The following is a 22,520-nucleotide window of genomic DNA, read 5'->3' on the forward strand; positions in this document are numbered from 1 at the left end:
CTCACCGGCCGGGGCGGGACGGCCGGGAGAGCAGCACCAGGCTGCGCTGCTCGACGGTCAGTCGGGTGCCGGCCTTGTGCTCGGCCTCGTCGGGGACACCGTCCGGATCGGCGGTGTCGACCAGGGTCGCCCAGCGCTCGCCGTAGGTGACGTCGGGCAGCCGGAAGTCGGTGGGCTCCCAGTGGCTGTTGAGCAGCAGCAGGAAGGAGTCGTCGACCACGGGCCGGCCGCAGGGGTCCGGTTCGGCGATGGCGTCGCCGTTGAGGAACACACCGACGGCGTGCGCGTCGGAGCGCCCCCAGTCGTCGTCGGTCATCTCCCGCGCGTCCGGCAGCAGCCACACCAGATCGGGCAGCGGCTGGGAGGCGTGGGTGAGGGTCTCGCCGCGGAAGTAGCGGCGCCGGCGCAGCACGGGGTGGTCGGCACGCAGCGCGATGAGGCGCCGGGTGAAGTCCAGCAGTGCGCGCTGCTCGTCGCCGAGCCGCCAGTCGATCCAGGAGATCTCGTTGTCCTGGCAGTAGGCGTTGTTGTTGCCGCGCTGGGTGCGGCCCAGTTCGTCGCCGTGGCAGATCATCGGGATGCCCTGCGAGAGCAGGAGCGTGGCCAGGAAGTTGCGCTGCTGCCGGCCGCGCAGCTCCCGCACGGCCGGGTCCTTCGTCGCTCCCTCGGCGCCGCAGTTCCAGGACCGGTTGTGGCTCTCGCCGTCGCGGTTGTCCTCGCCGTTGGCCTCGTTGTGCTTGTCGTTGTAGGAGACGAGGTCGCGCAGGGTGAACCCGTCGTGCGCGGTCACGAAGTTGACGCTGGCGCGGGGGCGGCGCCGGCTGTGCTGGTACAGGTCGGAGGAGCCGGTCAGCCGGGAGGCGAACTCGCCGAGCGTGTGCTCCTCGCCGCGCCAGAAGTCCCGTACGGCGTCCCGGTACATGCCGTTCCACTCGGACCACAGCTGCGGGAAGTTGCCCACCTGGTAGCCGCCCTCGCCGACGTCCCAGGGCTCGGCGATCAGCTTGACGCGGCTGATCACCGGGTCCTGCTGGATGAGGTCGAAGAACGCCGACAGCCGGTCCACCTCGTGGAACTGCCGGGCCAGGGTGGCCGCGAGGTCGAAGCGGAACCCGTCGACGTGCATCTCGGTCACCCAGTACCGCAGCGAGTCCATGATGAGCTGGAGCACGTAGGGGTGGCGCATCAGCAGGCTGTTGCCGGTGCCGGTGGTGTCGTAGTAGTGCTGCCAGTCACCGTCCACCAGGCGGTAGTACGAGGCGTTGTCGATGCCGCGGAAGGAGAGGGTGGGGCCCCTCTCGTTGCCCTCGGCGGTGTGGTTGTAGACCACGTCGAGGATCACTTCGAGGCCGGCCGCGTGCAGGGTCTTGACCATCGACTTGAACTCGGTGACCTGCTGCCCGCGGGTGCCGAGGGCGGCGTAGCCGTTGTGGGGCGCGAAGAAGCCGATGGTGTTGTAGCCCCAGTAGTTGGCCAGGCCGCGGTCCTGGAGCACCCCGTCGTGGACGAACTGGTGCACCGGCATCAGTTCCACGGCGGTCACCCCGAGGGACGTCAGGTGCGCCACGGTCGCCGGGTGCGCGAGGCCCGCGTAGGTGCCGCGCAGTTCCTCGGGCACGTCGGGGTGGGTGCGGCTGAGTCCGCGGACGTGGGCCTCGTAGATCACGCTCTCCGAGTACGGGCGCCTGGGCGGACGGTCTTCGCCCCAGTCGAAGAACGGGTCGGTGACCACGCCGAGCATGGTGTGCCCGGCGCTGTCGCCCGCGTCGGCCCTGCCCTTGGCCCGCTCGAAGAGGGAGGCGTGGTTGTCCACCATCCCGTCCACCGCCCGGGTGTACGGGTCGAGGAGCAGCTTGGCCGGGTTGCAGCGGTGGCCCACGGCCGGGGCCCACGGACCGTGGACCCGGTAACCGTAGCGCTGCCCCGGGCCGACGCCGGGCAGGTAGCAGTGCCAGACGAAGCCGTCGACGTCGGGCAGCGGGATGCTGCTGTGGTTGCCGTCGTCGTCGACGAGCACGAGGTCCACACGCTCGGCGACCTCGCTGAACAGGGCGAAGTTGGTGCCCTGCCCGTCGTACACGGCCCCCAGGGGATAGGGGTGCCCGCTCCACACGGGCGCCCCCTTCCAGTTCGGCCTGGCGCGGGTCACCGGGCCTCCTCCAGCACACCGTCGCCCGTGTGTGCCCGGTCGGCCAGCCTGGCCACCGGCATGATCTCGCGTGGCACTTCCAGCCCCTCCTGGGTGATCGGCTCGGGCGGCATCGCCACCAGCGGCACTCGTTCGCCGGCCCGGGCGCGCCGGGAGAACCAGATGACCTTCGCGCCGGTGTCAGTGGCGCAGCACCCCCAGCCGTCGCTGTTCGCCGCGAGGTGCTGCAGACAGGTGCGCAGGTCCTGGTCGGGACGGAGCGCCTGGTCGTTGCCCCCTACGGCCGTGATGAGGTGCTGGTGGTTCCACCACATCTCGATCGACGTGTTCTTGTCGCTCGCGTGCTCGTCGATTGCCAAAAGCAGCATCTCGGCGCCCGAGCAGACGGGTTCGACAAGGTTGTCCAGGTTCCAGAACCGGAGGTGAGCGGCCAGGATGCGCCTGACCTGTCCGACCCGTTCCGGGCTCACTTCCACGTCGAGGTGGTAGTAGCAGGGCACTGCGGTCTTCATCGTCGTGGCTCCTCACCGCGAAGGCTCTCGCTCCTCCTCGTCCCTTGGGGGACGGGCTCCCCGATCACGAAGCGTGAGCGCTGATCGCTTCTGAGTCACTCCAGAGTGGGAGCAGTAGTCCATTCGTGCAACACGAGCGACGGAGAGCCGGAACCGGGGCGGGAGAACGGTCACGGGAAGCAGTTGAAGATCCAACAAGACGGGGCGTCACCGTCCGTGCACCATGTGTGAAGAACTCGAGCGTCCGTACCACCGGACCGTCCGGAAGGTGACCGGCCATGCTGCTACCCGCGAAGAGCGAAGTCGCCCGGCAGCTGCGCCATTACCGCGCCTGGGAACGCTCGATGCTGGCGTCCCCCACGGACGTGAGGGTCCGGACCACCTTCGAGGACTCCGGCTACACCCTCTGCGTGCTGATGGGGAAGCGGTGCGCACGCGAGGCCGCGGACGCCGCCGAGCGGTATCTGCGGACGAACCTGGTCACCCATGCGCAGGAGCAGACGGAGCGGCTCGCCCCGTCGGGGCGGAAGACCCCCTCCGGTGCGGCCTGACCCAATCGGCCGGGCCGGCGCCCGGCCCCGAGCACGGCGGAGGTGAGATGCGGATGAGTACGACCGTGGGCATCGGACGTATCCCGGTCCGGGACGTCCACCCGGTGGTGGAGTACGGCAGGCTCCCGGCGAAGGCGGTGGCGGGAGAGACGTTCGAGGTCACCGCCACCGTGTTCCGGGAGGGCCACGACGCGGTGGCCGCCAACGTCGTGCTGAAGGACCCCGAGGGCCGGCCGGGCCCCTGGACGCCGATGCGTGAACTGGCCCCGGGCAGCGACCGCTGGGGCGCCGAGGTCACCCCGGGCGCACCGGGCCACTGGACGTACCGGGTGGAGGCGTGGAGCGACCCCGTCGCCACCTGGCAGCGTCACGCGCGGATCAAGATCCCGGCCGGCATCGATGCCGGCCTCGTTCTCGAGGAGGGGGCGGAGCTGTACCGGCGGGCCGCCACGGGGGTGCCGAAGGGCGCCGGGCGGGCGGTCCTGCTGTCCGCCGCTGCGGCCCTGCTCGACGACACGCTGCCGGTGGCCACCCGCCTGGCGGCGGCGTTGACGCCCGAGGTGGACGCGGTCCTGGCCCGGCATCCGCTGCGGGAGCTGGTCACCAGCTCCGACCCGCTGCCCCTGCTCGTGGAACGCGAACGCGCCCTGTACGGCGCCTGGTACGAGTTCTTCCCCCGCTCCGAGGGCACCCCCGAACAACCCCACGGCACCTTCCGCACCGCCGCCCGACGCCTCCCCGCGATCGCCGCCATGGGCTTCGACGTCGTCTACCTCCCCCCGATCCACCCCATCGGCACCACCCACCGCAAAGGCCGCAACAACACCCTCTCCGCCACCCCCGACGACGTCGGCGTCCCCTGGGCCATCGGCTCCCCCGAAGGCGGCCACGACACCGTCCACCCCGCCCTGGGCACCATCGACGACTTCGACCACTTCGTCGGCCAAGCCACCCGCCTGGACCTGGAAGTCGCCCTCGACTTCGCCCTCCAGTGCTCCCCCGACCACCCCTGGGTCCACAAACACCCCGAGTGGTTCCACCACCGCCCCGACGGCACCATCGCCCACGCCGAGAACCCGCCCAAGAAATACCAGGACATCTACCCCGTCGCCTTCGACACCGACCTCGACGGCCTCGTCACCGAAACCGTGCGCGTCCTCAGGTTCTGGATGGACCACGGAGTACGCATCTTCCGCGTCGACAACCCCCACACCAAACCCGTCCTCTTCTGGGAACGCGTCATCGGCGAGATCAACACCGCCGACCCCGACATCATCTTCCTGGCCGAGGCCTTCACCCGCCCCGCGATGATGCACACCCTCGCCCAGATCGGCTTCCAGCAGTCCTACACCTACTTCACCTGGCGCAACACCAAACAGGAACTCACCGAGTACCTCACCGAACTGACCGGAGACGCCGCCTCCTACATGCGGCCCAACTTCTTCGCCAACACCCCCGACATCCTCCACGCCCACCTCCAGCACGGCGGCCGCCCCGCCTTCGAGACCCGCGCCGTCCTCGCCGCCACCCTCTCCCCCACCTGGGGCATCTACAGCGGCTACGAACTCTGCGAGAACACCCCCCTGCGCGACGGCAGCGAGGAATACCACAACTCCGAGAAATACCAGCTCACACCCCGCGACTGGACCACCGCCACCCGCGAAGGCACCACCATCGCCCCCCTCATCACCCGGCTCAACACCATCCGGCGCGCCCACCCCGCGCTGCACCGGCTCAGGAACCTCCGCTTCCACCACACCGACAACGACGCGCTCATCGCGTACAGCAAGCGCGTCGACTCCGACGTCGTCCTGGTGGTCGCCAATCTCGATCCGCATCGCACCCAGGAGGCCACGATCTCGCTCGACATGCCGCAGCTCGGCCTGGACTGGCACGAGTCCGTGCCGGTCCACGACGAACTCACGGGCCGGACCTACCACTGGGGCCGGACGAACTACGTGCGTCTCGAGCCCGGCCGGGCTCCCGCGCACGTCTTCCACGTCCTGCGGCCGTCCGCCGCCACGCCGCGAAACGGAGGGGCAGGAGCCTCATGACCGTCAACGAGCCCGTGCCGGACACCTTCGAGGACACCCCCGCGGGTGACCGGCACCCGGACTGGTTCAAACGAGCCGTCTTCTACGAGGTCCTCGTCCGCTCCTTCCAGGACAGCAACGGCGACGGCGTCGGCGACCTCAAGGGCCTGACCGCCAAGCTGGACTACCTGCAATGGCTGGGCGTGGACTGCCTGTGGCTCCCGCCCTTCTTCAAGTCACCGCTGAAGGACGGCGGCTACGACGTCTCCGACTACACCGCCGTACTGCCCGAGTTCGGCGACCTCGCGGACTTCGTGGAGTTCATCGACGCGGCCCATCAGCGCGGCATGCGCGTGATCATCGACTTCGTCATGAACCACACCAGCGACCAGCACCCGTGGTTCCAGGAGTCGCGCAAGAACCCCGACGGCCCCTACGGCGACTACTACGTCTGGGCCGACGACGACACCCGCTACTCCGACGCCCGCATCATCTTCGTCGACACCGAGGCGTCGAACTGGACCTTCGACCCGGTCCGCGGCCAGTACTACTGGCACCGGTTCTTCTCCCACCAGCCCGACCTGAACTACGAGAACCCGGCCGTGCAGGAGGAGATGCTGGCCGCCCTCAAGTTCTGGCTGGACCTGGGTGTCGACGGCTACCGTCTCGACGCCGTGCCCTATCTGTACGCCGAAGAGGGCACCAACTGCGAGAACCTGCCCGCCTCTCACGCGTTCCTCAAGCGTGTCCGCCGCGAGATCGACGCGCAGTACCCGGACACCGTGCTGCTGGCCGAGGCCAACCAGTGGCCGGAGGACGTCGTCGACTACTTCGGCGACTACGCGGTCGGCGGCGACGAGTGCCACATGGCGTTCCACTTCCCCGTCATGCCCCGCATCTTCATGGCGGTGCGCCGCGAGTCCCGCTACCCGGTCTCGGAAATCCTCGCCAAGACCCCGGCCATCCCCTCCGGCTGCCAGTGGGGCATCTTCCTGCGCAACCACGACGAGCTGACCCTGGAAATGGTCACCGACGAAGAGCGCGACTACATGTACGCGGAGTACGCCAAGGACCCGCGCATGCGCGCCAACATCGGCATCCGCCGGCGGCTCGCCCCCCTGCTGGACAACGACCGCGACCAGATCGAACTGTTCACCGCGCTGCTGCTCTCCCTGCCCGGCTCGCCGATCCTGTACTACGGCGACGAGATCGGCATGGGCGACAACATCTGGCTCGGCGACCGCGACGCCGTACGCACCCCGATGCAGTGGACACCCGACCGCAACGCGGGCTTCTCGTCGTCCGACCCGGGGCGCCTGTTCCTGCCCACGATCATGGACCCGGTCTACGGCTTCCAGGTGACGAACGTCGAGGCGTCGATGGCCTCGCCGTCCTCGCTGCTGCACTGGACCCGCCGCATGATCGAGATCCGCAAGCAGAACCCCGCCTTCGGCCTGGGCACCTACACCGAGCTGCCCTCCTCCAACCCCGCGGTCCTGGCCTTCCTGCGCGAGGCCCCCCCGAATGGGGAAGAGGGGGACGACCTGGTGCTGTGCGTGAACAACTTCGCCCGGTTCGCCCAGCCCACCGAACTCGACCTGCGGGAGTTCGCCGGACGCCATCCGGTCGAGCTGTTCGGCGGAGTCCGCTTCCCCGCCATCGGCGAACTGCCGTACCTGCTGACCCTCGGGGGCCACGGCTTCTACTGGTTCCGGCTCACCCGAGTCGCATCCCGCATCGGCCGCCGCGTTTGAGCGTGGGCCGAGGAAAGGACGCGTCACCATGCCGAAGACCGCACCCCTGCGCCCCAGACGCAGGCATCTCGCCGAGCCCATGGCGTCGCTCGGCGAGCTGCTGCGCGAGTGGCTGCCGAGCCAGCGCTGGTTCGCGGGCAAGGACCGGCCCGTCGCCGAGCTGGGTCTGCTGTCGATGACCGAGCTGTTCCCCGGCTGTCTGCACCTCCTGGTGCACACCGGGCAGGGCTCCGTGCCCGCCCCGGGCGGCGTTCCCCCGGCCGGCGACTGCTACCAGCTGCTGCTCGGCGTGCGTGAGCAGCCGTCGCCGCGCCTGGGCCGGGCGATCATCGGACAGGTGCAGGACGGCCCGCTGGCCGGCCGGACGGTCTACGACGCGCTGCACGACCCCCGGACCGCCCAGCTGCTCCTGGAACGGCTCCGGCATCCGGGCAAGGCGGGTCCGCTGCGCTTCGAGGCCGACCCCGCGCGGCCGGTGCCCGGCGGACTGGTGCCGCGGCTGCTGGACGCGGAGCAGTCCAACTCCTCGCTGATCTACGGCGACGAGTTCATCCTGAAGCTGTTCCGGCGGATCCAGCCCGGCGTCAACCCCGACCTCGAGGTGCCCGACGCGCTGGCCCGGCAGGGGTGCGGCCGGGTCCCGGCGCCGGTGGCGTGGATGCGCACGACCCATCCGTACCAGGCGACGCTCGGTGTGCTCCAGCCGTTCCTGCACGACGCCTCCGACGGCTGGACGCTCTCCCTGAACGCGCTGGCGTCCGGGGACGACTTCACCGTGCAGGCCAGTGAGCTGGGGCGGGCGATGGCCGACGTGCACCTCGCGCTGGCCTCGGCCTTCCCGTCCGGTGCCCCCGGGGAGAACGGCCGCACGGCGGCGGCGATGACCGAGCGGCTGACCGCCGCCGCGCACTGCGTACCGGCGCTCCAGCCCTTCGTCCCGGGCCTGCGGGCGGCCTTCGCGGCGCTGTCCACCTGCGACTCCGGACCGCCCGCCCAGCGCATCCACGGAGACCTGCACCTGGGTCAGGTGCTGCGGGCCGGCCGGGACTGGTTCGTCATCGACTTCGAGGGCGAACCGTCGCGCCCGCTGGCCGAACGGCGCAGCGCCCACTCCCCCGTCAGGGACATCGCGGGCATGTTGCGTTCCTTCGACTACGCGGCCCGGCAGCGCCGCCCGTGGCGCCCCGAGTGGGCGCGCCGCTGCCGGGAGGCGTTCTGCGCCGGCTACGCCGCCCGCGCCGGGTGGGACCCCCGTAAGAAGCACGGCCTGCTGCGCGCCTACGAGACGGACCGCGCCGTGTATGAGGTGCTGTACGAGGCCCGGCACCGCCCCGACTGGCTTCCCGTACCCATGGCGGCGATCGAACGACTCGCCGTGAGAGGAGACTGACCCGTGGCCCTCCGCGACACTTCGATCCCCGAGCCGTCCGGTCCCGTCCCGCCCACACCCGGTGCCTGCAAAGCCGCACCGCCCCTGGACCCCACCGACCGGGGGCGCCTCCTGGCGGGCGCCCACCACGACCCGCACGCCCTGCTCGGCGCCCACCCGGTGCCCGGCGGCATCGCCTTCCGGGCGCTGCGTCCCTTCGCCCGCGAGGTGAGTGTGGTCGTCGACGGCGAGCGCCACGGCCTCGTGTCGCAGGAGGACGGCCTGTTCTCCGGGGTGCTCCCGCTCCCGGAGATGCCCGCGTACACCCTCGCCGTGGCCTACGAGGAGGGTGTGCAGGAGACGCACGACCCGTACCGCTTCCTGCCCGCTCTCGGCGAGCTGGACCTGCATCTGATCGCGGAGGGCCGGCACGAGCAGCTGTGGCAGGCCCTCGGCGCGGAGCCTATGACGCACGAGGGCGTCACCGGCACCCGGTTCACGGTGTGGGCGCCCAACGCCCAGGGGGTGCGGGTCGCCACCGACTTCACCCACTGGGACGGCACCGCCTTCCCGATGCGCTCGCTGGGTTCGTCCGGGGTGTGGGAGCTGTTCCTGCCCGGCGTCGGGGCGGGCACCCGGTACAAGTTCGAGATCCACTCCCGGTACGGGCACCGGTTCCTCAAGGCCGACCCGATGGCCCGCGCGGCCGAGGAGCCGCCCAACACCGCGTCCGTGGTGACCGCCTCGGCGTACAAGTGGGGCGACGCGGAGTGGATGCGCACCCGCGCGGACACACCCGTGCACGAGGCGCCGTTCTCGGTGTACGAGGTGCACCTGGCGTCCTGGCGGCCGGGGCTGACCTACCGCGAGCTGGCCGAGGAGCTGCCCGCGTACGTGAAGGACCTGGGCTTCACCCACGTCGAGCTGATGCCGGTCGCCGAGCACCCCTACGGGCCGTCCTGGGGCTACCAGGTCACCGGCTTCTACGCGCCGACCGCGCGCCTCGGCTCGCCGGACGACTTCAGGTACCTGGTCGACGCGCTGCACGGGGCGGGCATCGGCGTGATCATGGACTGGGTGCCGGCGCACTTCCCGAAGGACGACTGGGCGCTGGGCCGCTTCGACGGCGACCCGCTGTACGAGCCCGGGGACGACCGGCGCGCGACCCACCCGGACTGGGGGACGTACACCTTCGACTTCGCGCGCACCGAGGTGCGCAACTTCCTGGTGGCGAACGCCGTGTACTGGTGCGAGGAGTTCCACATCGACGGGCTGCGCGTGGACGCCGTCGCCTCGATGCTGTACCTGGACTACTCGCGCGACTCCGGCCAGTGGGAGCCCAACCAGTACGGCGGCCGGGAGGACCTGGCGGCGATGGGGTTCCTCCAGGAGATGAACGCGACCGTCTACCGGCGCTGCCCCGGCGTGGTGACCATCGCCGAGGAGTCGACCGCGTGGGGCGGGGTGACCCGGCCGACCGACACCGGTGGGCTCGGTTTCGGCCTGAAGTGGAACATGGGCTGGATGCACGACTCGCTGGAGTACGTCGCCCACGAGCCGGTGCACCGCAAGTACCACCACCACGAGATGACGTTCTCGATGGTGTACGCGTACAGCGAGAACTACGTGCTGCCGATCTCCCACGACGAGGTGGTGCACGGCAAGCAGGCGCTGGTGACCAAGATGCCCGGCGACTGGTGGCAGCGGCGGGCGAACGTGCGCGCCTACCTGGGGTTCATGTGGGCCCACCCGGGCAAGCAGCTGCTCTTCATGGGGCAGGAGTTCGCGCAGGGCGCCGAGTGGTCCGAGAAGCAGGGGCCCGAGTGGTGGCTCCTCGACGAGGGCTACCACTCGGCGGGCGACCACCGCGGGGTGCGGGACCTGGTGCGCGAGCTCAACACCCGCTACGCGCGCACCCCCGCCCTGTGGCAGCGCGACACCGATCCGGCGGGTTTCCGGTGGGTCTCGGTGGACGCGGCCGAGGACAACGTCTTCGCCTTCCTGCGGTACGGCACGGACGGCGCCCCGCTGCTGGCGGTCTCGAACTTCTCCCCCGTCGTCCGGCACGACTACGGGCTCGCCGTCGGCGAGGAGGCCGTCGCCTGGCAGGAGGTGCTCAACACCGACGCCGAGGAGTACGGCGGCGGCGGTGTGGCCAACCGGGACCCGGTCAAACCGGAGGACGGGAGCATCCGGATCACGCTGCCTCCGCTCGCGACGGTGTGGCTGATGCCGTACGCCCTGTGAGGCGACCAGGTGTCCGGCCGTCTGCCCGGGGCAGTCGGTTGGTCCCACCTGCCCACAGAAAGGCGGCCCCAGGTGCGCACCGTCGGAGTGGAGGAGGAGCTCCTCCTGGTCGATCCCGCGACCGGTGAGCCGCGGGCGCTGTCCGCCGCCGTGCTCGCCCGGGCCTTCCTGGACGACGCCGGGCAGGACGTGTTCGAGAAGGAACTGCACGAGCAGATGCTCGAGTTCGCCACGCATCCGCAGGCGGACATGGAGCGGCTGCACGCGGAGATCGTCCGCTGCCGTGAGGAGGCCGGACGGCATGCCGGGGGGATCGGGTGTGCCGTCGCGGCGCTGGCCACGTCGCCGCTGCCGGTCACGCCCTCCATCGGCGTGAACCGCCGCTACGAGTGGATGGCCGGGCAGTACGGCGTCGTGGTCCAGGAGCAGCTGGTCCTGGGCTGCCACGTGCACGTCTCGGTCGAGTCCGACGAGGAGGGCGTCGCGGTGATCGACCGGGTGCGGCCCTGGCTGCCGGTGCTGACCGCGCTGAGCGCGAACTCCCCGTTCTGGCAGGGCGAGGACTCCTCCTACAGCAGCTACCGCAGCCGGGTCTGGCAGCGCTGGCCGTCGGCCGGTCCTACGGAGCTGTTCGGCTCGGCCGAGCGCTATCACCGCCGGGTCGCGGACATGCTCGCCACCGGGACGATCCTCGACGACGGGATGGTGTACTTCGACGTCCGGCTCTCCCAGCGGTATCCGACGGTCGAGTTCCGGGTCGCGGACGTCTGCCTGGACGCCGGGACGGCAGTCGTCCTCGCCGCACTCGCCCGCGCGCTGGTCGACACGGCCGCACGTCAGTGGCGCCGGGGCGCGGAGCCGGCCGAGGTCAGCGTGAGCCTGCTCCGCCTCGCGGCCTGGCGGGCCGCCCGGTCCGGGCTGACGGAGGAGTTGCTGCACCCCGCGACGATGCGGCGGATGCCGGCCGAGACGGTCGTCCGGGCGCTCCTCGAGCACGCCGGGGACGCCCTCGCGGCCGCGGGCGATCTGGAACGGGTGCGCGAGGGTGTCGAGGAGTTGCTGCGGCACGGCAACGGCGCCCGGGTGCAGCGCGAGCTGCTGGCACGCACGGGCAGCCTGCGGGAGGTCGTCGCCGCGTGCGTGCGCCGTACTCAGGCGGCGTGAGCCATCAGTAGATCAGGGCCAGGGCGTAGCCCAGGAGACCCACCGCGAAGATCAGCACGACCGCGAGGATCAGGGTCATCGGCCCCTTGCCCCAGCCCTTGGCCGGATTGCTGAGCAGGTCCTGGGGGCCTGCCTCGGGCATGCTGCTCTCCGCCGGCGGGGTCTCCCCGGGCGGCACGCCGCCGCCGGGCTCGAGGCCGGTGCTGAGTCGGGGTTCGGGATCAGGATTCACGTACGTCATGTCCCCCCGAGTCCCCCGATCGGGCCGAGATCACCGGGTGGGAACACTTCTGCGTTCCCGGCCCCCCGCCGCCCGCGGCTGAGCTAGCCTCCGAGCACCGTCGACCACGGTGTTCGTCGGCGGCGTCACCGTCCGTACACGTCAGGAGCCGGCGCATGCACAACCCCGCACTCGCTCCCCCGACCGTTGCGCCCCTGACCGGCGGACTCGCCGACAGCCTCTTCGAGACGGCCGTGCGCCGGCCGACCCTGCCGATGCTCGCCCGCCGCCGCGCTCCCGGTTCCGCGGTCTGGGACGAGGTGACGGCCGTGGAGTTCCGCGACGAGGTGGTCGACCTGGCGAAGGGGCTGATCGCGAGCGGGATCTCGCCGGGCGACCGGGTGGCCATCCTGGCCCGCACCCGCTACGAGTGGACGGTCTTCAGCTACGCCCTGTGGACGGTGGGCGCCGAGGTCGTGCCGATCTATCCGACCTCCTCGCGCGACCAGGTCGAGTGGATCCTGCGCGACGCGGACTGCGTGGGCGTGCTGGTCGAGGACGAGCAGAGTGTGATGACGGTCGGCTCGGTGTGCGCGTCGCTGCCGGCGCTGCGCCACGTCTGGCAGCTGGACGCGGGCGCGCTCGACACGCTGGTGGCGCGCGGCGAGTTCCTCCCCTTCGCCACGGTCGACTCCATGCGCCGCATCGTGCTGCCGGACTCCACCGCGGTGGTCGCCTACACCTCGGGCACGTCCGGCCGCGCCATGGGCTGCGCGCTGAGCCACCGCGGCCTGGCCGGCCCGTGCGACACGCTGCTCGCGGGCTGGGGGCACACGGTGGCGCCGCCCGGGGAGCAGGGCGCGGTCCTCGCCTATCTGCCCTTCTCGCACGTGTACGGGCTGATGATCCAGAGCCTGTGCGTCCGCGGCGGGCTCCTCATGGCGCACGAGCCCGCGATGACCGGGGAGGCGCTCTCCTCGGCCCTGCGCTCCTTTCGTCCGACGTATCTGTACGCCGTCCCGTCGGTCCTGGAGAAGATCTACAAGACCTTCCTGCGCACGGCGCAGCAGGCGGGGCGCGGGGCACTGTTCGAGCGGGCCGCGGACACGGCGCGGGACTTCGCCGCCGCCCTGGAGCGCCAGCGGCTGGGCCGGGGGTCCGGGCCCGGTTTCGATCTCCGGCTCCAGCACGCCCTGTACGAGCGCACGGTGTACCGGCGGCTGCGCACCGCGCTGGGCGGCCGGGTGAACCGGGCGACGTCCGGCGGTTCGCCGCTCAGCCGCGAACTCTCCCTCTTCTACGAGGGCATCGGCGTCTACGTGCACGACGGCTACGGCCTGACCGAGACCAGCGGCGGGCTGACCATGCAGCCGCTGGGCCGGGAGAAGTCGGGCACTGTGGGGCAGCCGCTGCCCGGCATGGAGATCCGGTTGGCCGACGACGGGGAGATCCTGGTGCGCGGGCCGTCGCTGTTCCAGGGCTACATCGGTGACGAGGCCGCCACCCGCGAGGTGATGCGCGGCGGCTGGCTGGCCACCGGCGACCTCGGGCACCTGGACGACGAGAACTATCTGGCGATCACCGGCCGCAAGAAGGACGTCATCATCACCAGCGGCGGCAAGAGCGTGGCCCCGGCCGCCCTGGAGCAGCGGCTGCGGATGCATCCGCTCGTCCACCAGGCGGTGGTCGTGGGCGACAACCGGCCCTGCGTCGGTGCGCTGATCACGCTCGACCCGGAGTTCCTGACGCACTGGCGGGCGGCCCTGGCCCTGCAGGGCGACACCCCCGCCCGCGAGGCCCGCGAGGAGAACGCGCTGCGCGAGGAGGTGGCGCGGGCCGTGGCGGCGGCCAACAGCGCGGTGTCGCGCTCGGAGTCCATCAGGGTCTTCCGCGTCCTGCCCGAGCCCTTCGACGTGGCCAACGGGCTGCTCACCCCGTCGATGAAGCTCCGGCGGGACGAGATCGTACGGACCTACTCCCTCGAGATCGACGCGATGTACGAGGCGCGCTCCCAGCGCCGGCCGGCGCAGACGCCGCCGGAGGAGCCGGCCGGCTGGGAGGACTCGGACAGCGTGTTCTTCCGGTGACCGGCACCTGTTCCCCTGGCGGCCCGCGCGGCGGGTGACGGGGCCGTCACCCGCGGTCCCGCGCCCCCGGCCCGGCCACACCGGCGCGACTAGGCTCGGCCCGCAAGGGAACTAACAAACGAAGGGAATGCGAAGAAGGGGCGACGCCCGGCCGGTGCCGGGCCGGGAAGGCACGATGGCAGCCGAGTCGCGTTGGGACAGGACACTGGCTTCCGAGGAGATCACGAACCGCACGGCCAGCTTCTCCGGGGAGCTGCACAATGTGACGGACGCACGTCTGGTCGCGGAGGAGTTCCTCTACGACCTGGCCCGTGCGGCACCCCCCTCGGCACCCGAACACTGGGACGACATCCTTCTCGTCGTCACCGAGCTGGCGGCGAACGCGGTGCAGTACGCCCCGGGGCCGTTCCAGCTGCGGCTGCGCCGTACCTTCGACGGCGTGCACGTGGTGATGCACGACACCAGCACGACGGAGCCCGCACCCCGCCCCTTCCATCCGAGCAACGGCGGCGGCGGCATCGGCTGGCACCTGATCCACACCCTGTCCGACCAGGTGAGCGTCGTCACCGGCGAACAGGGCAAGGACATCCACGTCTTCCTGCCCTGGTGACCGGCCCCCTCACACAGCGCCCGTGTCGCGCAGCGGCACCAGCGCGCTGATCGTCTTGCCGCCCCCCGGGTGCCGGTCGACGGCGATGTCCCGGGCGAGGCGGGCGACGAGCGGCCAGCCGTAACCGCCCCCGGGGTGCGTGGTGGGAAACGCGTACGCGGCCCGCGGCACCACCGCGCTGTTGTCGTGCACGGCGATCCACAGCCCCTCGTCCGTGGGCAGGGCCTCGAAACCGGCCAGTCCCCCGCCGTGCCGGATCGCGTTGGTGACCAGCTCCGAGACCACGAGCAGCAGATCGACGACGTCCTCCTCGCGCACCTCGCGGCCGGGGCCGCCCCACCGCGTCCGCGCCACCGACTCGGCGTACGCCCGTGCCGCCGCCGCGCCCGCTCCGGCGCCGGGCGCCGGTGGGCCGGGCGCGAGGTCGAGCGCCTGGTCCGCGGGTCGGGCCGTGGTGATCCGGTCGGTTGGTTCCATGTCGGTGCTTTCCCCGGTTTCGCAGGCTGTCGCTGGGTGCCGGTCAGGTCGCGGGGCTCTCCCGCGGCGGCAGCCGGTGGTAGTAGTCGCCGACGGACGCCAGGTAGTCGCGGTCCATCGTCTCGCTGTCGGTACGGAACCTCGGCGCGGCCTTGACCTCCGCCCTGGTGCAGGTCAGCGTGACCGTACGGCTCTCGGTGTCCACGCTTTGGACCACTCCGACCGGCACGAGCACGCTCCGGCCGAACACCCAGACTCCGGTGTCGACGACGAGGTGCCGCATGCCGAAGTGCTCGCCCTGCCGGTCCACGTGCCCGATGGTGCCGTCGCCGGCGACGACGGTGCAGCCCGTCAGGTCCTGTTCCTCCACGTGAGCGCTGTCCGCCGCGTACGACCAGATGCTCTCCATCGGCACGCTGCCCTTCCCTCCCATGTCGGTGACGACCGTGGGACCGGGCGGGCGCAACGGGCCGGACCGGCTCCACAGCAGCAGATACCCGGCCCGGGCCACCGCATTCGGACCCGGTGGACCATTCGGTGCCGGCGGGGTTTTGGCCCATCGCCCCACCGGGTGACACATCACTTGGTGCGCACCCCTCGCCCGGGTTAGCCTCTGACGTATTTTTCTCCCGCGGGCGAATCCGTGAACTGCGCAAACGCGGACACGGGAGGCCGGACCGCCCGAACGGTCCGGAGGGGGTTGCGAGTCCTCGACGCGAGGGCTCCCGGGGAGCGGAACGAGGGTGCGCATGACCAACGACAGCACCGGAGCCGGCGACGCGGTTCCGGGCGATCAGGAGCTGCGTCGTCTCCTGGCGGGCCTGACGGCCGTGCGGGACGGCGACTTCGGCACCCGTCTGCCGGACGACGCGGACGGGCTGATGGGTGACATCGCCAAGGTCTTCAACGGCATGGTGGACCAGTTGTCCGTGTTCACCTCCGAGGTGACCCGGGTGTCCCGCGAGGTCGGCACCGAGGGGACCCTCGGCGGACAGGCGCGGGTGCCGGGGGTCTCGGGCACCTGGGCCGACCTGACGGACTCCGTCAACGCCATGGCGGGCAACCTGACCACCCAGGTCCGGGACATCGCCCAGGTGGCGACCGCGGTCGCCAAGGGCGACCTCTCCCAGAAGATCGACGTGGACGCCCGCGGCGAGATCCTGGAACTGAAGAACACCATCAACACGATGGTCGACCAGCTCTCCGCCTTCGCCGACGAGGTCACCCGCGTCGCCCGCGAGGTCGGCACCGACGGCAGGCTCGGCGGCCAGGCCGACGTCAAGGGCGTCAAGGGCACGTGGCGCGACCTCACCGATTCGGTGAACTTCATGGCGGGCAACCTGACCAACCAGGTCCGCAACGTCGCCCAGGTGGCGACCGCCGTGGCCAAGGGCGACCTCTCCCAGAAGATCACCGTGGACGCCCGCGGCGAGATCCTGGAACTGAAGAACACCATCAACACGATGGTCGACCAGCTCTCCGCCTTCGCCGACGAGGTCACCCGGGTCGCCCGCGAGGTCGGCACGGCCGGGAACCTGGGCGGGCAGGCGCGGGTGCGCGGGGTGTCGGGCACCTGGAAGGACCTCACCGACAACGTCAACGTGATGGCGTCGAACCTGACCGGTCAGGTCCGCTCCATCGCCCAGGTGGCCACCGCCGTGGCCCGGGGCGACCTGTCGCAGCGGATCACCGTCGACGCCGAGGGCGAGGTCGCGGCACTGGCCGACGTGATCAACACGATGGTCGACACGCTGTCGGCGTTCGCCGACGAGGTCACCCGCGTCGCCCGCGAGGTCGGCACCGACGGCAGGCTCGGCGGCCAGGCGAACGTGCCGAACGTCGCCGGCACCTGGAAGGACCTCACCGACAACGTCAACTCGATGGCCAACAACCTCACCGGGCAGGTGCGCAACATCGCGCTGGTGACGACCGCGGTGGCCCGGGGCGACCTGTCGAAGAAGATCGACGTCGACGCGCGCGGCGAGATCCTCGAGCTCAAGACAACGATCAACACGATGGTCGACCAGCTGTCCGCCTTCGCCGACGAGGTCACCCGGGTGGCCCGCGAGGTCGGCACCGAGGGCCGGCTCGGCGGCCAGGCCGAGGTGGAGGGTGTCTCCGGCACCTGGAAGCGGCTCACGGAGAACGTCAACGAACTGGCCGGCAACCTCACCCGCCAGGTCCGCTCCATCGCCCAGGTCACCAGCGCCGTCGCCGAGGGCGATCTGACCCGTTCGATCAACGTGGAGGCGTCCGGCGAGGTCGCCGAGCTGAAGGACAACATCAACTCCATGGTGGAGTCCCTGCGCGAGACCACGCGGGCCAACCAGGAGCAGGACTGGCTCAAGACCAACCTCGCCCGCATCTCCGGCCTGATGCAGGGCCACCGGGACCTGCCGGTGGTCGCGGAGCTGATCATGGACGAGCTGGTGCCGCTGGTGTCGGCCCAGTACGGCGCGTTCTATCTGGCCGAGGACGGGGACGACGGACCGGAGCTGAGACTCGTCGGCTCCTACGGCTACCCCGAGAACACGACCGGGCCGGGGCGCATCGCCTTCGGCCGCACCCTGGTCGGCCAGGCCGCGCGCAGCCGGCGCACCATCATGGTGAACGAACTGCCGCCGGGCTACCTGACCATCTCCTCGGGGCTCGGCGAGGTCGTGCCCGCCGCACTGGTCCTGCTGCCCATCGTGGTCGAGGGGCAGGTCCTCGGGGTCATCGAACTCGCCTCGGTCGCCGCGTTCAGCCAGATCAACCAGGACTTCCTGGAACTGCTGATGGAGACCATCGGCGTGAACGTCAACACGATCGTGGCCAACGCCCGTACCGACGAACTCCTCGCCGAGTCGCAGCGCCTGACCGGCGAACTCCAGGCCCGCTCCGCGGAGCTCCAGTCGCAGCAGGAGGAACTCCAGCACTCCAACGCCGAGCTGGAGGACAAGGCGTCCCTGCTCGCGACCCAGAACCGGGACATCGAGGCGAAGAACCTGCAGATCGAGCAGGCCAGGCAGGAGCTGGAGGCACGCGCCCAGCAGCTGTCGCTGGCCTCGAAGTACAAGTCGGAGTTCCTGGCCAACATGAGCCACGAACTGCGCACCCCGCTCAACAGCCTGCTCATCCTTGCCCAGTTGCTCGCCCAGAACCCCTCGCGCAACCTCACCCCGAAGCAGGTCGAGTACGCGGGCATCATCCACTCCGCCGGGTCGGACCTGCTCCAGCTGATCAACGACATCCTGGACCTGTCCAAGGTCGAGGCGGGGAAGATGGACGTCTCCCCCGAGCGCGTGACGCTGCGCCAGCTCATCGAGTACGTCGAGGCGACCTTCCGGCCCATGACGACGCAGAAGGGCCTGGAGTTCACGGTGACGACGGCCGCCGGGGCGCCGGCGGACCTGCTGACCGACGACTCCCGGCTGCGTCAGGTGCTGCGCAACCTGCTGTCCAACGCGGTGAAGTTCACCGAGCGGGGCGGCGTGGAGCTGGCCGTGGAACCGGCGCCGGACGACGAGGTGCCCAGGGGCGTGGTCCGGGGCGGTTCCGTGGTGGCCTTCCGGGTGAAGGACACGGGCATCGGCATCCCGGAGCAGAACCTGGAGTCGATCTTCGGTGCCTTCCAGCAGGCGGACGGCACGACGAGCCGCAAGTACGGCGGCACCGGTCTCGGCCTGTCCATCACGCGGGAGATCGCGCAGCTGCTCGGCGGCGCCGTCACGGTGGACAGCACGCCGGACCGGGGCAGCACCTTCACGCTGTACCTGCCCGTGGCCCGGCCCGACTTCGAGGACCTGCTGGCCCGGGGCCCGGAGTACGCCCCGGTCGAGGCGTCCGCCGACGTGCTCGACCGTCCGGTCCCGGTGCCCGAACCGGCCGGCGGCCACCGGCAGCGTCCCAGACGCCTGCTCGTCGTGGAGGAGCGTCCGCGTGGTCTGCTGACCCTCGTCGCGGAGAGCGTGATCGCGGACCTGACGCACGGGCGGGACGACGCGGGCGACCGGCCCCCGCTCGACGTCATCACGGCCGTGGGGGCCGAGGAGGCCGCCGGTGCGCTGGCGGCCGAGCCGTGCCACTGCGTCGTGCTGGAGCTGGGCATGCCGGACGACGAGGCGTCCCGCTTCCTGCGGGCGCTGCGGGGCGACTCGGCGCAGGCGAGTGTGCCGGTGCTCGTGCACAGCGGTCACCGCGCGGACGCCGCCCTGGAGGAGGACCTGCGTTCCGGCGCGGCGGGCGGGGCGCTGGAGTTCCTGTCGAGCCTCGACGAGCTGCGGGAGCGCATCGCCCTGCACCTGGCCGCCGAGGAACCCGGGGACGTGCTGTCCCTGGTCCGGTCGGAGGAGCTGCCGCGCCTGAGCCCGCACGCCGGGGAGGAGCCGCCCACCGGGCGGACCGTCCTCGTCGTCGACGACGACGCGCGCAACCTCTTCGCACTCAGCGGGATCCTGGAGCTGCACGGATTCCGGGTCCTGCACGCGGAGAACGGCCGCCGGGGCATCGAGGCGCTCGTGGACCACCCGGACGTCGCGCTGATCCTGATGGACGTGATGATGCCGGAGATGGACGGCTACACGGCCACGGCCGAGATCCGCCGGATGCCCCAGTACGCCGAGCTGCCGATCATCGCGGTCACGGCGAAGGCGATGCCCGGGGACCGGGAGAAGAGCCTCGCCTCGGGCGCCAGCGACTACGTCACCAAACCCGTCGACACCCAGGACCTCATCGCCTGCGTCCGACGGTGGCTGCCCGCATGAGCGCCCCGGCCCCCGTCCCGTATCAGGGTGGGCCGAGCGGTGCGCGGCCCCTGCGGTCGCGCGCCGCGGCGGCCCCCGGCCGAGGAGCGTCGCCGTCGTGAGCATGTCCGAACAGCCCGGCGATCCGGCCGGCGACCTGCACGACATGACCCCGCTGTCGCCCGTGGGCAGGCTGGCCGCCACGGTGGACCGGCTCAGCCGCGAGGTGCGGGCCGCCCAGGCGGAGGCCGAGGGCCGGGCGCTGATCGAGCTGGCCAAGGGCATCCTGGTGGCCCGGCTCGGCTGCGGGCCCGCGCAGGCCGCCCGGCAGCTCGCCGAGCTGGCCGAGCAGTCCCAGGTGACGCCGCTGGAATTCGCCGTCGACGTCATCAACCAGGCCGCCCGGGACCGGATGTCGGAGGTGACGGACGCGTTCCTGACGGCCACCGCCGCCGTGCGGGTGGCGGGCCCCGAAGACGGCACGGACCCCGAAGACGGCACGGACGGCGCGGGAGCCGGGGAGGCGGTGACCGATTCGGCCGCCGTACGTCTGCGGGCCGCCGAGAGCGGCGCGCTGGCCGCGGACGACACCCAGGCCGTCGCCGACGCGCTGCTCGAACAGGCGCTGCGTCCGCTCGGCGCGGTCGCGGTGGCCATCTGGGCGGCCGGGTACGACGGTTCGCTCACCCTGGCCGGCAGCGCCGGGTTCCCCCCGGCCGAGGCCACCCGCTGGCGTTACGTGCCGCCGGACGTGGCGACGGTGGCCCGGCGCGGGCTGACCGAGCGGACGGGGCAGTGGATCACGTCCCTGTCGAGGACGGGGCTGCCCAGCGTGGGCCGGCACCAGTACCCGGACGGCGGCAGGGTCGCCGTGCCCGCCGGTACCGGGGGGCGCATCCACGGCGTGCTGGAGATCGCCTGGCCGGCGCCGCTGCCCCCGCAGCCGCCCCAGGTGGTCCGTCAGGTGGAGGCGCTGGCGGAGCTGTGCGCGCACACCCTGGAGTCGTACACACCGCCGCACGGCCCGGGGCAGGAGCCGCGGGTCATCCCGGACGCGGTGGAGCTGATGGACCTGGCCGACGGGCTGCACGACCCCGCTCTGGTCCTGGTGCCGCACCTGGACGCCGCGGGGCACCTGGCGGACTTCCGCATCCAGCACGTGAACAAACGCTTCCTGGATCCCGCCGGCCGGCCGCGTGCCGTCGTGGGCGGTGCGCTGCTGCTGGAGGCGTACCCGATGGCCGCCGGGGACAGCGAGCTGTTCCAGAACGTGGAGCGGGTGTACGCCACGGGCGAGCCGTTCCGGGCCCGGCACATGAACCTGACCGCGCTGGTGGACCAGGTGCCGCTGTCGGCGGTGGCGGACATCAGCGTCAGCCGGCACGGCAACGCCGTGCTGCTCATCTGGCGCATCGAGGACGAGACGGCCCGGCTGGCCAGCCTCCTCCAGCACGCCCAGCGGCTCGGCCGCATCGGCGGTTTCGAGGAGAACCTGCTGACCGGCGAGATCACCTGGAACGCGCAGCTGTTCGACCTGTACGGGCGCCCGTACACGAGCACGCCGGTGCCGCTGGAGGAGCTGGCCGCCCACGCCCATCCGGACGACGCCGTCACCATCGGGCGGTTCCTGCGCACCCTGCTGCACCACCGGCGGCCGGCGTCGGCGGCGTTCCGGCTGCGGCGGCCCGACGGGGTGACCCGGCACGTGAGGGTGGTGGCCGAGCCGGTCCTGGACACCGACGACCGCCTGCTCCTCGTACGGGGCGCCTGTCAGGACATCTCGGCCCAGCACTGGACCGAGGTGGCGCTCGCCGCGACCCGTGACCAGCTGGCGCACAGCGAGCAGCAGGCCATCGAACGCAACCGGCTGACGTTGCAGTTGCAGCACGCGATCATGCCGCCCGAGCAGACCCCGCTCAAGGTGCCGGACCTCCAGGTGGCCGTCCGGTACCGGCCCGCGGAGACGGAGCAGCTGGTGGGCGGCGACTGGTACGACGCCGTGATGCTGCCGAACGGGCTGGTGCTGCTGTGCGTGGGGGACGTGGCCGGGCACGGGATAGAGGCGGCGACCAGCATGGTGGTCCTGCGCAACGCGCTGCGCGGCCTGGCGGTGACCGGCGCCGGGCCGGGACAGCTGCTGTCGTGGCTCAACATCGTGGCGCACCATCTGACCGGCGGGATCACCGCCACCGCGGTCTGCGGCCTGTACGACCCGGCCCGGCGCACGCTGCGCTGGGCCAGGGCGGGCCATCTGCCGCCGGTGCTGGTCCGGGACCCGGAGGCGGGCCCGCTGCCGCTGGTCAGGGGCATGCTGCTGGGGGCGGTGGCGGAGGTCACGTACGAGGAGGCCGAGGTGCAGCTGGCCGCAGGGGACACGCTGCTGATGTACACCGACGGCCTGATCGAACGCCGCGACCGACCGGTGGAGGAGGCGCTGGCCCAGTTGCTGAGCACCGTCCGCCCGATGCCGAACACCCTGGACCAGCATCTGGACCGGCTGCTCACCTACAGCAGGTCGGACACGGACGACGACACGTGTCTGGTGGGCATCCGGGTCGGGTGACGCCGGGCCCGGGAGCGGGTCCGGCCGACAGGTATGAGGACGGGATTCGGGGGTATCCGC

At 71.5% G+C, this 22,520-nt stretch carries 15 protein-coding genes; 10 read left to right on the plus strand and 5 right to left on the minus strand.

Features of this window, described 5'->3' with window-relative positions:
- Position 1: 1 nt before the first annotated feature.
- Both glgX and ACGH7X_RS03305 read right to left on the minus strand, forming a co-directional pair.
- Entirely contained in the window at positions 2-2,149 is a 2,148-nt protein-coding gene (gene glgX / locus ACGH7X_RS03300; protein WP_399881399.1) for a glycogen debranching protein GlgX, read from the minus strand.
- Positions 2,146-2,661 carry a pep a2 gene (locus tag ACGH7X_RS03305; RefSeq protein ID WP_399881401.1) on the minus strand — a complete coding sequence of 172 codons (516 nt, stop codon included), beginning with the start codon at positions 2,659-2,661 and terminating at the stop codon, positions 2,146-2,148. Before ACGH7X_RS03305 ends, glgX begins: the two co-directional genes overlap by 4 nt.
- Before the next feature lie 278 nt (positions 2,662-2,939).
- On the opposite strand from ACGH7X_RS03305, the gene ACGH7X_RS03310 reads away from it, so the two are divergent.
- The 6 genes from ACGH7X_RS03310 to ACGH7X_RS03335 all read left to right on the plus strand — a co-directional run bounded on the left by ACGH7X_RS03310 (position 2,940) and on the right by ACGH7X_RS03335 (position 11,779).
- Positions 2,940-3,212, plus strand: a complete 273-nt coding sequence (locus ACGH7X_RS03310; protein ID WP_399881403.1) for a DUF5133 domain-containing protein — start codon at positions 2,940-2,942, stop codon at positions 3,210-3,212.
- A 53-nt stretch (positions 3,213-3,265) separates the two neighbouring features.
- Positions 3,266-5,266, plus strand: a complete 2,001-nt coding sequence (locus tag ACGH7X_RS03315; RefSeq protein WP_399881405.1) for an alpha-1,4-glucan--maltose-1-phosphate maltosyltransferase — start codon at positions 3,266-3,268, stop codon at positions 5,264-5,266.
- A complete protein-coding gene (gene treS, locus ACGH7X_RS03320) occupies positions 5,263-6,999 on the plus strand; it encodes a maltose alpha-D-glucosyltransferase (RefSeq protein ID WP_399881407.1) in 1,737 nt (578 codons plus the stop codon). The genes ACGH7X_RS03315 and treS overlap by 4 nt, the downstream gene beginning before the upstream one ends.
- 28 nt (positions 7,000-7,027) lie before the next feature.
- Positions 7,028-8,389 (plus strand): maltokinase, encoded by a 1,362-nt coding sequence (locus ACGH7X_RS03325; protein WP_399881409.1) that lies wholly within the window; start codon positions 7,028-7,030, stop codon positions 8,387-8,389.
- 3 nt (positions 8,390-8,392) lie between these two features.
- Entirely contained in the window at positions 8,393-10,615 is a 2,223-nt protein-coding gene (gene glgB, locus ACGH7X_RS03330) for a 1,4-alpha-glucan branching protein GlgB (RefSeq protein ID WP_399881411.1), read from the plus strand.
- A 72-nt stretch (positions 10,616-10,687) separates the two neighbouring features.
- Positions 10,688-11,779, plus strand: coding sequence for a glutamate--cysteine ligase (locus ACGH7X_RS03335; RefSeq protein ID WP_399881413.1), 1,092 nt, complete (start codon positions 10,688-10,690; stop codon positions 11,777-11,779).
- A 4-nt stretch (positions 11,780-11,783) separates the two neighbouring features.
- Here ACGH7X_RS03335 and ACGH7X_RS03340 read toward each other — a convergent pair whose 3' ends face one another.
- Complete coding sequence (locus tag ACGH7X_RS03340; RefSeq protein ID WP_399881415.1) at positions 11,784-12,020, minus strand: DUF6480 family protein; 237 nt, start codon at positions 12,018-12,020, stop codon at positions 11,784-11,786.
- Between the two features lie 155 nt (positions 12,021-12,175).
- On the opposite strand from ACGH7X_RS03340, the gene ACGH7X_RS03345 reads away from it, so the two are divergent.
- Together ACGH7X_RS03345 and ACGH7X_RS03350 are read left to right on the plus strand one after the other, a co-directional pair.
- Positions 12,176-14,086 carry an AMP-dependent synthetase/ligase gene (locus ACGH7X_RS03345; protein ID WP_399881417.1) on the plus strand — a complete coding sequence of 637 codons (1,911 nt, stop codon included), beginning with the start codon at positions 12,176-12,178 and terminating at the stop codon, positions 14,084-14,086.
- 175 nt (positions 14,087-14,261) lie between these two features.
- A complete protein-coding gene (locus ACGH7X_RS03350; RefSeq protein WP_399881419.1) occupies positions 14,262-14,696 on the plus strand; it encodes an ATP-binding protein in 435 nt (144 codons plus the stop codon).
- Between the two features lie 9 nt (positions 14,697-14,705).
- On the opposite strand, the gene ACGH7X_RS03355 is transcribed toward ACGH7X_RS03350, so the two are convergent.
- Together ACGH7X_RS03355 and ACGH7X_RS03360 are read right to left on the minus strand one after the other, a co-directional pair.
- On the minus strand, positions 14,706-15,173 hold the full coding sequence (locus ACGH7X_RS03355) for an ATP-binding protein (RefSeq protein WP_399881421.1): 468 nt from the start codon (positions 15,171-15,173) through the stop codon (positions 14,706-14,708).
- 43 nt (positions 15,174-15,216) lie between these two features.
- The gene (locus tag ACGH7X_RS03360; RefSeq protein ID WP_399896750.1) at positions 15,217-15,582 is read right to left on the minus strand and encodes a PRC-barrel domain-containing protein; all 366 of its coding nucleotides are present in this window, start codon (positions 15,580-15,582) and stop codon (positions 15,217-15,219) included.
- 340 nt (positions 15,583-15,922) lie between these two features.
- Between ACGH7X_RS03360 and ACGH7X_RS03365 the strand changes: the two genes are divergently transcribed.
- Together ACGH7X_RS03365 and ACGH7X_RS03370 are read left to right on the plus strand one after the other, a co-directional pair.
- Positions 15,923-19,918, plus strand: a complete 3,996-nt coding sequence (locus ACGH7X_RS03365; RefSeq protein WP_399881423.1) for a HAMP domain-containing protein — start codon at positions 15,923-15,925, stop codon at positions 19,916-19,918.
- A 103-nt stretch (positions 19,919-20,021) separates the two neighbouring features.
- Positions 20,022-22,460 carry a SpoIIE family protein phosphatase gene (locus ACGH7X_RS03370; protein ID WP_399896753.1) on the plus strand — a complete coding sequence of 813 codons (2,439 nt, stop codon included), beginning with the start codon at positions 20,022-20,024 and terminating at the stop codon, positions 22,458-22,460.
- Positions 22,461-22,520 lie beyond the last annotated feature (60 nt).

Source organism: Streptomyces sp. BBFR51, from assembly GCF_044591655.1.
In the GTDB taxonomy this organism is placed as follows: Bacteria; Actinomycetota; Actinomycetes; order Streptomycetales; family Streptomycetaceae; genus Streptomyces.